This is a genomic window from Pontimicrobium sp. MEBiC06410, from assembly GCF_053601615.1.
The window spans coordinates 25,052-38,682 of the sequence record NZ_JBSHNT010000147.1 but is presented as its reverse complement, the minus strand read 5'-3'; the positions used below and the strand labels follow the sequence as shown (position 1 = coordinate 38,682).

At 29.9% G+C, this 13,631-nt stretch carries 13 protein-coding genes; 10 read left to right on the top strand and 3 right to left on the bottom strand.

Going from position 1 to position 13,631, the window contains the following annotated elements:
• Positions 1 to 82 precede the first annotated feature (82 nt).
• Complete coding sequence (locus ACVC08_RS07480; RefSeq protein WP_452601574.1) at positions 83 to 781, bottom strand: class I SAM-dependent methyltransferase; 699 nt, start codon at positions 779 to 781, stop codon at positions 83 to 85.
• Between the two features lie 57 nt (positions 782 to 838).
• Between ACVC08_RS07480 and ACVC08_RS07475 the strand changes: the two genes are divergently transcribed.
• The 4 genes from ACVC08_RS07475 to ACVC08_RS07460 all read left to right on the top strand — a co-directional run bounded on the left by ACVC08_RS07475 (position 839) and on the right by ACVC08_RS07460 (position 4,691).
• Entirely contained in the window at positions 839 to 1,330 is a 492-nt protein-coding gene (locus ACVC08_RS07475; RefSeq protein WP_452600260.1) for a YkgJ family cysteine cluster protein, read from the top strand.
• Positions 1,331 to 1,421: 91 nt separating this feature from the next.
• Complete coding sequence (locus ACVC08_RS07470) at positions 1,422 to 2,234, top strand: sterol desaturase family protein (RefSeq protein WP_452600261.1); 813 nt, start codon at positions 1,422 to 1,424, stop codon at positions 2,232 to 2,234.
• A gap of 74 nt (positions 2,235 to 2,308) precedes the next feature.
• The gene (locus ACVC08_RS07465; RefSeq protein ID WP_452601573.1) at positions 2,309 to 3,520 is read left to right on the top strand and encodes a hypothetical protein; all 1,212 of its coding nucleotides are present in this window, start codon (positions 2,309 to 2,311) and stop codon (positions 3,518 to 3,520) included.
• 319 nt (positions 3,521 to 3,839) lie between these two features.
• The gene (locus ACVC08_RS07460; RefSeq protein WP_452599320.1) at positions 3,840 to 4,691 is read left to right on the top strand and encodes a hypothetical protein; all 852 of its coding nucleotides are present in this window, start codon (positions 3,840 to 3,842) and stop codon (positions 4,689 to 4,691) included.
• 2 nt (positions 4,692 to 4,693) lie between these two features.
• Here the strand turns inward: ACVC08_RS07460 and ACVC08_RS07455 are convergent, their stop codons facing one another.
• A complete protein-coding gene (locus ACVC08_RS07455; protein WP_452601572.1) occupies positions 4,694 to 5,947 on the bottom strand; it encodes an exo-beta-N-acetylmuramidase NamZ family protein in 1,254 nt (417 codons plus the stop codon).
• A gap of 10 nt (positions 5,948 to 5,957) precedes the next feature.
• Here ACVC08_RS07455 and ACVC08_RS07450 point away from each other — a divergent pair, with 10 nt between their 5' ends.
• Positions 5,958 to 7,193, top strand: a complete 1,236-nt coding sequence (locus tag ACVC08_RS07450; protein ID WP_452601708.1) for an ABC transporter permease — start codon at positions 5,958 to 5,960, stop codon at positions 7,191 to 7,193.
• An 83-nt stretch (positions 7,194 to 7,276) separates the two neighbouring features.
• The gene (locus tag ACVC08_RS07445) at positions 7,277 to 8,257 is read left to right on the top strand and encodes a PLP-dependent cysteine synthase family protein (protein ID WP_452599322.1); all 981 of its coding nucleotides are present in this window, start codon (positions 7,277 to 7,279) and stop codon (positions 8,255 to 8,257) included.
• 75 nt (positions 8,258 to 8,332) lie between these two features.
• On the opposite strand, the gene ACVC08_RS07440 is transcribed toward ACVC08_RS07445, so the two are convergent.
• Positions 8,333 to 9,052 (bottom strand): TlpA family protein disulfide reductase, encoded by a 720-nt coding sequence (locus ACVC08_RS07440; protein WP_452601571.1) that lies wholly within the window; start codon positions 9,050 to 9,052, stop codon positions 8,333 to 8,335.
• Positions 9,053 to 9,192: 140 nt separating this feature from the next.
• Here ACVC08_RS07440 and ACVC08_RS07435 point away from each other — a divergent pair, with 140 nt between their 5' ends.
• The 4 genes from ACVC08_RS07435 (at position 9,193) to ACVC08_RS07420 (ending at position 13,621) form a co-directional block, all read left to right on the top strand.
• Positions 9,193 to 10,461 carry a DUF2851 family protein gene (locus tag ACVC08_RS07435; protein ID WP_452601570.1) on the top strand — a complete coding sequence of 423 codons (1,269 nt, stop codon included), beginning with the start codon at positions 9,193 to 9,195 and terminating at the stop codon, positions 10,459 to 10,461.
• Between the two features lie 184 nt (positions 10,462 to 10,645).
• Positions 10,646 to 10,873 carry a PspC domain-containing protein gene (locus ACVC08_RS07430; protein WP_452601569.1) on the top strand — a complete coding sequence of 76 codons (228 nt, stop codon included), beginning with the start codon at positions 10,646 to 10,648 and terminating at the stop codon, positions 10,871 to 10,873.
• The gene (locus ACVC08_RS07425) at positions 10,870 to 11,898 is read left to right on the top strand and encodes a potassium channel family protein (protein ID WP_452598177.1); all 1,029 of its coding nucleotides are present in this window, start codon (positions 10,870 to 10,872) and stop codon (positions 11,896 to 11,898) included. Before ACVC08_RS07430 ends, ACVC08_RS07425 begins: the two co-directional genes overlap by 4 nt.
• A gap of 127 nt (positions 11,899 to 12,025) precedes the next feature.
• Complete coding sequence (locus ACVC08_RS07420; RefSeq protein ID WP_452598178.1) at positions 12,026 to 13,621, top strand: alanine/glycine:cation symporter family protein; 1,596 nt, start codon at positions 12,026 to 12,028, stop codon at positions 13,619 to 13,621.
• Positions 13,622 to 13,631 lie beyond the last annotated feature (10 nt).

Sequence of the window (13,631 nt, the reverse complement as noted above, 5' to 3'; positions counted from 1 at the left end):
ACGGATATAAATGTTATAAAATACCTTAATAAAAACAAAATGACTCTTGTAGAAGAAGGTGTTGAAACCGAATATAAGAAGCTTAAAGACTAAGCTTTGCTAAATAATCAAAATGCTCGCCATCTAATACTTTCTCACAGTTAAGACCAACAGAAGCACAAGCAATAGCTAGTGTGTTAAAATCTAGATACAACCATTTTAAAGGGATTTCTTTTTCATTCTTATAACTTAAAAAATAATCCAACTCTCCATAATAATTAGCATTAGCATCATGCCAATACCCGCCATCATCATCTAGATACATATATTTAATATCGCTAGAATCTATTAAAATTTGACCATAAGAATTTAGTAAACTTTTTAAATGCATTAAATAATTAGGTAATTCTAGTAAGGATTGGAAAATACCAGTACCATTCATTAATAGTAAAATGGTGTCAAAAGTGCTAGTTTCTTCAAGAAGAGGCCTTAATTCTGCTTGCTGTACACCTCTTAATTTACATACTTCTATAGCGCCTTTAGAACTATCTATAGCTTTAACAGAAAACCCTTTTTTTTGTAAATATAAACTATGGCTTCCAGCCCCAGCACCTACATCTAGAATAGAACCTTTAACTAGCTTAAGAGCTCTTTGTTCTAATTTAGGCATTTCAGAATAAGCTCTAAATAAGTAATCAAGTGGTAAAACATCTTCATCAGAAATACTAGTAGAAGTAATAATATCCTCAGTATAATTTCCGTTTTGGTAATCTAATAAAGCGGTTCCGAATATATCTTTCATAAAAAAAACTATTTTTTTATTTCCGAGAATACGGAAATCTCTTATTATTTTTGCGACATGCAAGACCAAATAAATAATCTGCCAAAGTTGGCCAAAGATAAGCATAAGGAAAACAAAACCTTTTTTACTAAGCTTAAAAAAAAGCCGCCTAAGCAATTAGATTATTTAATGCAGGAACTACATGAAGAAGAGTTTGAGCGCACAGACTGCTTAGAATGTGCTAATTGTTGTAAAACTACGGGGCCATTATTTACAGATAAAGATGTAGAGCGAATAGCAAAACATTTTAAAATGAAAACACAGCAATTTATAGAGCAATTTTTACGAGTAGATGAAGATAATGATTATGTGTTGCAAAGTGTACCCTGTACGTTTTTAGGAAGCGATAACTACTGTTCTATATACGATGTAAGGCCAAAAGCCTGTAGAGAGTTTCCGCATACCGATAGAAAGAAGTTTCAACAAATAGCAAACATTACCATTAAAAACGTAGCTATATGCCCAGCAGCTTATAATATTGTTGAAGCTATGAAAAAACGAATTAAATAATAGAATATAGATTAGATTTATAGCAGTAAATTACAAATAGCAATTACAGATAACAGCCCGTTTTTTTGTTATATTTATAAAAAAGATAAAAGTGGAAACCATTTATAATTATTTTGAGACAATACCATCATTACACAGAAGTATTATTTTGGTTGTTGGAATTTCGTTTTTTTGGTTATTAGAAGGTGTTTTACCACTTTTTAAATTTAACTACAGTAAGTGGAAACACGCTTGGCCTAATTTGTTTTTTACCATAACCACTATTGTTATTAATTTTTTGTTAGCGTTTTTGTTACTAAGTGTATCAGATTGGACCGTAGCAAATAACTTTGGAATAATTAATTGGTTGCCAGAAATGCCATTATGGTTATATACCATTTTAGGCATATTGCTTCTAGATTTTATAGGAGCCTATTTAGCACATTATACAGAGCATAAAGTAAGTGTGTTATGGAGAATACACCTTGTGCATCATTCCGACCATAAGGTGGACACAACAACAGGTAATAGACACCATCCTTTAGAAAGTATTATACGTTTTATTTTTACTTTAATAGGAGTCTTTATTATAGGAGCTCCCATTGCAATTATAATGTTATATCAATCATTATCTATAGTATTTACTCAGTTTACTCATGCCAACATTAAACTACCTAAAAAAGTAGATGCTGTTATTAGTTATATATTTATATCTCCAGATGTACATAAAGTGCATCACCATAATGTATTGCCATACACAGATTCTAATTATGGAAATATATTTTCTATATGGGACCGCCTATTTGGAACATTCATGAGGTTGGAAAGAGATCAAATTAACTATGGTATAGATACCTTTCCAGATGAAGCTAAAAATAGTAGTTTAAAATACTTACTGTTAAAGCAACCTTTCGTAAAAAAATAATTTTATTTTAAGAATTGTTTTCTACAATTAAAAGTTAATTTTGCGCTCTTATTAATCAAAAAACAATTTTTAGAATGAAATTTATTAGATTTTTTTTAATCTTATTTACTTGTAGTGCTTTTGCTCAAGATAACTTTGTCCAAGGTGAAGTTGTGATAAACAATGGAGACACTTTAAAAGGGGAAATTAACTATCAGGACTGGAAAGTTACTCCGGAAAAAATTGAATTTAAAAGTGGAGGCATTTTAAGAGTATTTAGAGTATCAGATGTTAAGTCTTTTAAAGTGAAAGGAGACAGGTTTATTAGTGAAAAAATAAAATTAGATGTTACTGTGCAAAAACTGCAAAGAATGAATAGAACAGATAAACCTCGATTTACAGAAAAAAAGGTGTTTCTAAACGTTTTAGAAGAAGGGGATGTTAGTTTATATGAATATTATGATTCTAGACCTCATTATTTTGCAAAGAAAGGAAATGATCTTATAGAGTTAACTAATAGAGCTTATTTAGATGATGATAATAACTTAATTACAAATAAAAAATACTTAGGGCAGTTAAGTTTGTTATTAAATGAATGTTCTTCAGTTAGAATTAGTGAAAATTTAAGTTATAAAAGAAAAGAATTATCTAAATTAATAGGAAAGTATAATACTTGCATAAATCCGAGTCTAGAGGGAGGATATACAAAAGATTTAAATAGAAAAACAAGTCATTTCTATGCTACAGCTGGTTTTTTTGCATCTAATCTAGCTATAGAGAGTAGGGCAATTACTTTAAAAAACTTTGATGGAGGTTCTTTATCAACGCCAAGTATAGGTGTTGCTTATGAAATAGGTATTTCTAAGAACAGACAAAAGTGGGCAATGTATACAGAATTAGTATATAATAGGTATAATCAATCCTATGATAATGATAAACCGTCAACCTCTTTTGTGAAATATGACCCTTTAAAAGTTGATTACAGTACTATTGGACTGTCTGTACTATTTAGATATAAATTTCATAAAGATAAACGTAAAGTTACTCCGTTCTTTAATATTGGAGCAGGATATAGTTTAATAATCTCTAATAATACTACTGTAACTAAAGTAAACAGTTTTAATGGCAGTGAAGAGCCGTTACCTGTAGAATTTAGAGCTTCGTATTTTAATATTCCAGTAGGGGTCGGTGTTATGTATAATAAAATAGCGTTAGAGATAAGGTACTCAGTTTCAGATAATTTTATATTTTTTACAGATAAAAATAATATATCTAATTTAGGATTAATGTTAAGTTATAGACTTTAATGTCGTAATAAACTATAAGACATAAAAATGATTTATCGTATACTTTAAAAAGTATGGTAAATCATTTTTTTTTTGATCATTTTTTTGCTAAAATGACTATCAGAAACTTTTACGAGAATTTCTTACTGTTTTTTTTTTTTAAAATAAGTTGATAATCAGTGTTATTTTGTGTTTCGTCGATTATTTTATGTACATCAAGCCTTTTTTATTAAATTAAGGTGTAAATGATAATTAAAGTTATAAGTATGCAATACTTTTAACTCCCTCCTGTTGTTGATTGATTTTTAGCAAAAACAAGTTAATTGTAATCTTTTTAGTTATGAGAGATCTAAGAATCCTATGTCTGTTTTTAAGTGTAATGCTGTGTAGTACTATATGTTACTCACAAGTTTCTGTTACCTTATTAGAAAGAAACTTTAATAATCGAGCAAAAGATTTAATTCAAGAACTTAGTAAAACTAAAGATACTCTTAAGCTAAAGAGTGAAATTAATATATTAAGAGTTAGTTTTTTTAGCCATACAGATAAAAAAAAACTAATAGTAGATTTAGATTTTAAGGAAGTTAATATCCCTTTACATCACTTAGATACAGGCCGGTTTACAATAACAGTACATAGGGCAGATAAAATTATAGTATTAGGAATTAACAGGTTAAAAACAATCTTAAAACCAAAAAATGCAGTTGCTAATATAGAAGAAAGCATTATAGAAGCTAGTTTATCTATAGAAAAACAAGGTTCAAGAAGAACCAAAGCATTAAAATCGGGCATTAAAAAAGACGATAAAACCAATGAAAAAAGAAATACAAGAGTTGTTTTAACACCAAAAAGAAAACCGAATAAAACTAAAAAAACTAAGGGTAAAGTAAAAGAAAAATCAAGACTAGCAATTAGTAGAAAGCCCGTGGTGCAATACGATAAAAAAAGAGAAGAAAAAGCTATTAATGGGGCTACAGATAATGTATTGGTAATAAATAAAGAAAAGGATGCTACAGAAAAAGGGTCAATAAATATAGTTAAACCAGAAGATTTGGTTAATAGCTCTAACCCTAATAAAAATGTAACTTACAATATAACACTACTTAGAGGGAACGACAAAACCGTTAAAAAACAAAGTAGAGAAGAATACAGAAAAACACATCTTAGACCCAATGGTAAAAAATATGATTAACATTAATCATACAATAAATACGGTTTTCTAATTTGCTTATATTCATCCAAACCACTTTTCCAAGAGGCTTTTATTTGTTGTTCAGGTAAACCATCTTCAATTTGTTGCTGTAATGTTTTTGTGCCAGCAAGTTTAGTAAAAAAACCATTAGAAATAAAAAAAGCTGATTTATCTTTTGTAATAGTGTAAGCATTAATTAAAAAACTTAAATCTAGAGCATTTAAAGATTTTAATTGAGTAAGATTATAACCATTACACGTTTTATTTTCATGCTTTGGGTATTTAGCACCATGATTAGGCTTAGGTATAAAAGAATACTCTGTTTTAGGTAAGGTTGGAGCGCCATACACCTGAAACTGTAAAGATGTCCCTCTACCAACACTAATATTAGTACCTTCAAAAAAACATAAACTTGGATATAAGTTAATAGAAATGTCGTTTGGTAAATTTGGAGAAGGTTTAATAGGTAAACTATAAGGGAGGTTATGAGTGTAATTTTTTACAGGTATAACCGTAAGCTCACAAGTAACGTTATTGTTTAACCAGCCTTCACCATTTATCATTTTAGCATATTCGCCAATAGTCATACCATGTACAATGGGTACAGGATGCATGCCAACAAAACTTTTATGCTCTTTTTCCAAAATAGGACCATCTATATAATGACCATTAGGATTTGGTCTATCTAATATAAGCAAAGGTATATTTTGCTCAGCGCAAGCTTCCATAACATAATGTAAAGATGATATATATGTATAAAACCTAGCACCTACATCTTGTATGTCGAAAATAGCAAGGTCTATATTTTTTAATTGCTCTTGAGAAGGTTTTTTGTTCTTACCATAAAGTGATACAATAGGAAGTCCAGTTTTAGTATCTACACCATCTTTTACAACTTCGCCAGCATCTGCATTTCCACGAAACCCATGTTCTGGAGCAAAAACCTTTTTTATATCCATGTTCAATGAAACTAACGAGTCTACAAGGTGAGTATAAGTATCATCTGTTTTAAAGATAACAGAAGTTTGATTCGCAATAACACCAATACGTTTCCCTTTTATTAGAGGGATATAATCTAGAGTTTGGTTTGCACCAACTATTATTGGTAAGTCTGTTTTAATAGAAGTTTTGCTTTCTTCTTCAGAGTGTGCTTCCACAATATTATTGATTTCAACTTCTGTTTTGGTTGTACTTCCGCAAGAAATTCCTAAAAGAATAAATAATAAAACTGTATTTTTGAACAAAGTAAATCGCATAAGCACTAAATTGAATTTCGAATATTTTATAACTAAACGCATTATTGATAGTAAAGCGTATAAAAGTAGCATATCGGCGCCAATAATAAAAATTGGAATTGTAGCAATTGCTATAGGTATTATTGTAATGATGGTAGCTATTGCAACAGGAATAGGCTTACAACAAAAAATACGAGATAAAGTCGTTGCGTTTAATGGTCATGTTTCTATAGCCAAATACGACACGAATAATTCAGAAGAAAGCCAGACACCAGTATCAATTAATCAAGAGTTTTACCCAAACTTTAAATCGGTAGAAGGTATAAAGCACATACAAGCAGTAGCTTCAAAATCTGCTATTATTAGAAAAGCAGAAGATTTTGAATATATAATAGTAAAAGGAGTAGGAGGCGATTATAATTGGGAATACTTTAAAGAGTATTTAATAGAAGGGGTACTACCAGATTATACTAAATCTAGAAACGAAGATGTTTTAGTATCAGAATATTTGGCAAATAGATTACAAATAAATGTAGGCGATAAGATTAATACTTACTTTATAAAATCGGATATAAACAAGCCGCCAAGTATAATTTCTTATAAAGTAGTTGGTATTTATAATTCAGGATTCAAAGACTTTGATGAACTGTATATTGTAGGAGATATAAGGCATATACAGCGCCTTAATAAATGGAAGAAAGATGAAGTAGGAAATTTTGAAGTTTTCATAGAAAACTACAATGAGTTAGATAGAAAAGGAATTGAGATTTTTCAGAATATACCATCTGTATTAAACTCAATAACAGTAACAGATAAGTATCCATTAGTTTTTGAATGGATAGGTATATTCGATAAAAATATTTATGGTATCATTGGAATTATGATCCTAGTAGCAGGTATTAACATGATTACTGCATTATTAGTGTTAATTTTAGAACGAACACAAATGATAGGTATATTAAAAGCCTTAGGAACTAGTAATCTGGGAATAAGAAAAATCTTTATATATAATGCAACTTACCTTATTTTATTAGGATTATTCTGGGGGAATTTAATAGGTTTAAGTTTGCTCTTTGCTCAAAAATATTTTGGATTATTTCCTCTAAATCCGGAAACCTATTATGTTTCTACAGTACCAGTTTATATTAACGCTGGTTATATAATATTATTAAATATTGGAACATTTATTTTATGCTTATTAATGCTATTAATACCATCTTATATAATAACTAGAATCTCTCCAGTAAAAGCGATTCGCTTTGAATAGAGTGTTTATAAAAACATTTTATAGTACATTTTAACTCTATAAACTATAAGAATTAACTACTTTTGCACCAGTAAAAAAACGATATGAATTACGCAAATAATATATTAGAGACTATTGGGAATACGCCATTAGTAAAACTAAATAAGTTAACTGAAGAATTACCATGTTTAGTACTTGCTAAATATGAAACATTTAACCCAGGAAACTCGGTAAAAGACCGTATGGCATTGCAAATGATAGAAGATGCAGAAGCAGACGGACGTTTAAAACCAGGAGGAACCATTATAGAAGGAACTTCTGGAAATACAGGAATGGGCTTAGCATTAGCCGCTATAGTAAAAGGGTACAAATGTATTTTTGTAATGGCCGATAAACAGTCTAAAGAAAAAGTAGATATACTAAAAGCAGTAGGAGCAGAAGTTGTGGTGTGCCCTACAGCAGTTGAGCCAGACGATCCACGCTCGTACTATTCAGTATCTAAACGATTAGGAGAAGAAACACCTAATTCTTGGTATGTAAATCAATATGACAATCCTAGTAATGCTAAAGCACATTACCAAAGTACTGGACCAGAAATATGGAAACAAACAGAAGGTAAAATTACACACTTTATAGTTGGAGTAGGAACAGGAGGAACAATATCGGGAGTAGGTAAATATTTAAAAGAACAAAACCCTAATATCAAGGTTTGGGGAGTAGATACTTATGGTTCTGTGTTTAAAAAATATCATGAAACAGGAATTTTCGATGAAAACGAAATATACCCGTATGTAACAGAAGGTATTGGTGAAGATATATTACCTAAAAATGTAGATTTCGATATTATAGATGGCTTTACTAAGGTAACAGATAAAGACGCATGTGTATATACACAACGCCTATCTAAAGAAGAAGGGATGTTTTTAGGAAACAGTGCTGGAGCGGCTATAAAAGGAACATTACAGCTTAAAGAACACTTTACAAAAGATGACGTTGTTGTTGTTTTATTCCATGACCACGGAAGTCGTTATGTAGGTAAAATGTTTAACGATGATTGGATGAGAGAAATGGGATATATAGAATAGTATAACCAATACAATTATAAAAAAGTGGTAACTTAATAAGTATACCGCTTTTCTTTTGCCTAAAAAGAAGACCCTTTATAATGCTTTCTCAATAGTCTTTTCAATATGCTTTCCTATTTCGGGGAAACCACCATTAGTTATATCAGAATAATTCCCTTTTTTATCAATAACAATATTTGTAGGATATCCACTAATACCAAAAGTGTTTATTGTATTTTTCGAATTAGAAACCACAGGATATTTTAAAGGGTGTTTTAATAAAAAAGATTTAACAGCTTCTTTTTTATTAAATGTAATAGAAGCAAAAACAACATTTTTATTGCTTTTATATTTTTCATAAACGCTATTTAACTCTGGTATTTCCATAATACAGGGTTTACAAGTTGTAAACCAGAAATTTAAAACAACAACTTTTCCTTTAGTGTTTTCTGAAGTAATTAAATTACCCTCGGTATCAGTCATTTTAAAAGAAGGTGCTTTTGTACCCACAAGCTTAGAAGTTGCTTCTTCTTCCATAGACATTTGTTTAATCATTACTTTTTCAGATTCAGTAGCTTTTCTAAGTTGCATATAATCATTACCATTATTATCTTTTTTAGGGTCTACCATCCATTCACCAGAATTCATTAAATTCATAAATGTCATCATATCTACCTTTTTTCCTTTTTCATCTTTAATAATAGTATTTTCATTTATCATTATTTGTTTGTCCATTTCCATGTCTGGAGATTGAGAGTATCCAAAAGATATAATACTAAATAGGGCTAATGCTGTAATGTAAATTAATCGTTTCATATCGTTATTTTTATAGAGCAAAGATGAAACTTAAAAATATAAAGCATAGTTAACCAGTGTTAATTACTGTTAACCATTACTACTTGTTTTTTTACTAAAATCTATTAGCAGATTATAAATAAAATTGTAATTTCATTGTTATGCAAGAAGATTTTTTACACTATTTATGGAAATATAAAAAAATTAATACACCTAATTTAAAAACAACAGCTAATGAGGTTATCTCAATAGCTAATGTAGGTGAACATAATTTTAATGCAGGTCCAGATTTTTTTAATGCCCGATTAAAAATAGGAGATCAATTATGGGCTGGAAATGTAGAAATTCATGTAAAATCTAGTGACTGGTTTATACATAATCATGAAACAGATAGTAATTACGATAATGTTATTTTGCATGTAGTATGGGAACACGATACAGAAGTGTTTAGAAAAGATAATAGTAAAATAGAAACATTAGAGCTTAAACATTATATCTCTAAAACAACACTCTCTAAATACGAAAAACTATTTGGAGCTTCTAAAAAGTGGATTAATTGTGAGCAAGATTTTAATACAATTGATGCATTTAAGATTAATAATTGGTTAGAGCGTTTGTTTTTTGAACGACTAGAGCGAAAGTCTAAAGCTATAGAAACAATATTGAAAACATCAACCAATAATTGGGAAGCAGTATTATTTAAATTATTAGCCAAAAACTTTGGACTTAAAGTTAATAGCGAATCATTTTATAGTATGGCTAATTCTTTCGATTTTTCAATAGTTAGAAAGCAGCAGTCTAATTTATTAAGTCTAGAAGCATTATTCTATGGACAAGCAAAAGCTTTAGAAATAGAAGAGGAAGAGTCCTATGTAATAGAACTACAGAAGGAGTATGAATTTTTAAAGCAGAAATTTAAATTATCTAATACTAATGTTGTACCCATACAATATTTTAGGCTGAGGCCAATTAACTTTCCCACAATTCGATTATCACAATTAGCTAATTTATATCATTTGCATCATAATCTGTTCTCAAAAATTATAGAAGCAAAAACACTAGAAGAATTATATAAGTTGTTCTTAATAGAAACATCTCCATTTTGGAAAACACATTATACTTTTGGAAAACAATCAAAAACAACAACAAAGCAACTGGCTAAATCATTTATAGACTTATTAATTATAAATACAATTATACCTCTAAAATTTAGTCATGCAAAATACCAAGGGAAATCTATAGAAGAAGATGTTTTGCAGATTACGGAGCAAATTGCTTCAGAAAAGAATAGTATAATAGATAAGTTTAATACGTTAAAACCAGTTTCAAAATCAGCATTACAATCCCAAGCATTAATTCAATTAAAAACAGAATACTGCAATAAAAACAAATGCTTACAATGTGTTATAGGAAACGAATTATTAATGTAAAGAAGTCTAGAGAATTAATATAATTGACCACATTTTTTTTATCTTGCAACTACGATGGGAGTCTATAACAAGCTAAAACTTAATTAGAAAAAATAAAATGAACTATTAACAAATTTTAATGTCAATTGAAAAGTTAAATGGTACATTACACCCAATCCAATAAAAAGTAGTAAAAATTAAACAAATGAAAGTGCTCTATAAGCCATTACTATATTTCCAAAAACATGGTTACCATGTTTGCCAACGTATTGCAGATCGTTTAGGAATAAGAGCAAAAGTGGTTAGAACTTCTTTTATGTACCTTACATTTGTAACCGTTGGTTTTGGTTTTGCCTTATATTTATTCCTTGCCTTTTGGATGCGTATTAAAGATATGTTATATACAAAACGATCATCAGTCTTCGATTTATGAATAATCTACTAAATGAGATTTTTAAAGTAAAAATATATAGAGCAATAATGCAGGTTGTGGCATTATTACTTATTGGTGTTATTGGTTTTATGGCGCTCTCAGGAGTATCAGTTATAGATGCGTTGTACATGACTGTTATTACAATTACCACAGTTGGTTTTGGAGAAGTAGCACCTTTAGACGCAAACGCTAAAATATTTACAATATTTTTAATACTTACAAGTGTAGTTGTGGTTGGTTATGCATTAACCATAATAACAGAACATATTGTAAATAGAAATAGTCTTGAAGAATTAAAACAAAAGAAAATGAAAAAGAAAATAGACAATCTCTCTAATCATATTATTATTTGCGGCTATGGACGAAATGGAAAACAAGCAGCCAAAAAGCTGCTAGCACATAATAGACCATTTGTAATTATAGAAAAAGACAAAGATATTATTGAGAAATTTCAAGAAGAAGGTGTCGCTTTTGTTTATGGAAATGCTAATGAAGACGATACACTATTAGAAGCAGGAATAGATAGAGCTAGTACATTAATCTCTGCTTTACCAAATGATGCAGATAATCTGTTTGTAGTATTATCTGCAAGGCAAATAAATAATGAGATGCAAATAATTAGTAGAGCCTCTCAAGAAACGTCCTATAATAAATTAAAATTAGCAGGAGCAAATAATGTAATATTACCAGACAGAATAGGAGGAGACCACATGGCCTCTTTAGTCGTTGTGCCAGATTTAATAGAGTTTATAGATAATTTAGGAATTGTAGGAGAAGATAACGACAACATAAATATAGAAGAAGTAAGTGTAGATAAGCTATACAATACATCTAATATTCGCACCATTAGAGATTTAGATTTACGAAACAAAACAGGATGTACCGTTATTGGTTTTAAAGGATCAGATGGTGAGTATCTGGTAAACCCAGAAGCCGAATTAAAACTAGTACCAGATTCTAAAATTATAGTTTTAGGTCGCCCAGAACAAATACAGAAATTAAACTCACTTTATAATTTAGACTAAGTTTTAACAAAAAACCTGTTAAAATGAAATGATAACAAGCATAATTTAATAAGTATACTTTTAAAAAGTCATCATTTTTTTGCATCTTGCTGGTCTTAAAATAAATATTAACTAACTAAAATATATTATGAAGAAATATCTTCTTTCAATTTTTACATTAATTTTACCACTTTTAACCTTTGCACAAGAGACTACAGAAAAAGGTTTAGATCAAAAAATAGATGAGGCATTTGGAGATGCTACAGGATGGTTTGTTAACTTCATATTTTATCAAATAGATTTTGGGGGAGGAGTTAAAGTCTTTTGGGTCTTATTTCCATTAATCTTAGGAGCATTATATTTTACCATATATTTTAAGTTAATAAATATTAGAGGCTTTTTTACATCTGTAAATATTGTTCGTGGTAAATATGATCATCTAGATCACCACGAATCTATGGTGATGGCAGGAGATTCTACTCCAGGAGGAGATGCTATAGAAACTATAGCAGTAGAAGGTCATGAAGGAGAAGTGAGTCACTTTCAAGCATTAACAGCAGCGTTATCAGCTACTGTAGGTTTGGGGAATATTGCTGGAGTTGCCATTGCAGTTTCTATTGGAGGAGCTGGAGCAACATTTTGGATGATTATAGCAGGTCTGTTAGGTATGGCTTCAAAATTTGTAGAGTGTACGCTAGGTGTTAAATATAGAGATATTGCAGAAGATGGAACTGTTTATGGAGGTCCAATGTATTATTTAACAAAAGGGTTAAAATCTAAAGGGTTTGCAGGTTTAGGGAGAGTATTAGCAGCTTTATTTGCGATATTTGTTATTGGAGGTTCTTTTGGAGGCGGTAACATGTTTCAAGTTAACCAAGCATTTCAATTAGTTGAAAGTATTACAGGTGGTAATGAATCTTTTTTACATGGTAAAGGATGGTTATTTGGTATTATTATGGCAATATGTGTCGGAGTTGTTATTATTGGAGGTATTAAAAAAATAGCTAAAGTAACAGATAAGATAGTACCATTTATGGTTGTTATATATGTAGCAGCATCTTTATTTGTTATTTTTGCAAACTTCAATATGGTAGGTGATGCTTTCGTTCAAATTTTTAATGGAGCATTTAGTCCTGAAGGAGTTGCAGGTGGAGCTATTGGAGTTTTAGTTCAAGGGTTTAGAAGAGCCGCCTTTTCTAACGAAGCAGGAGTTGGTTCTGCATCTATTGCTCACTCAGCAGTAAAAACAAAATACGCCGCAAGTGAAGGTATGGTGGCTTTATTAGAACCTTTTATAGATACTGTTGTTGTGTGTACCATGACGGCATTAGTGTTAGTAATTACAGGAAATGTAACGTCTGCTAATGCGGGATTAAATGATGCTCAAGCTATTCTGTTAACTTCAGGAGCGTTCGAATCTGTTATATCATGGTTTCCTTATGTATTAACTGTAGCTGTAGTGTTATTTGCTTTTAGTACAATGATTTCATGGTCATATTATGGTTTTCAAGGTTGGGCTTACTTATTTGGAAGAACAAAAAAAATGGAGTATACATATAAAATTATATTTTGTGTTTTTGTAGTAATAGGAGCAGCGGCTAGCTTAGGGTCTGTTATTGGTTTCTCTGATGCAATGATATTTGCAATGATGGTTCCTAATATGGTTGGTTTAGTTATTCTAGCGCCGAAAGTAAAAGATGAATTTAATAGGTATATGAAAGCTATAAAAGAAAAAAAAGCATAATATAAGATAT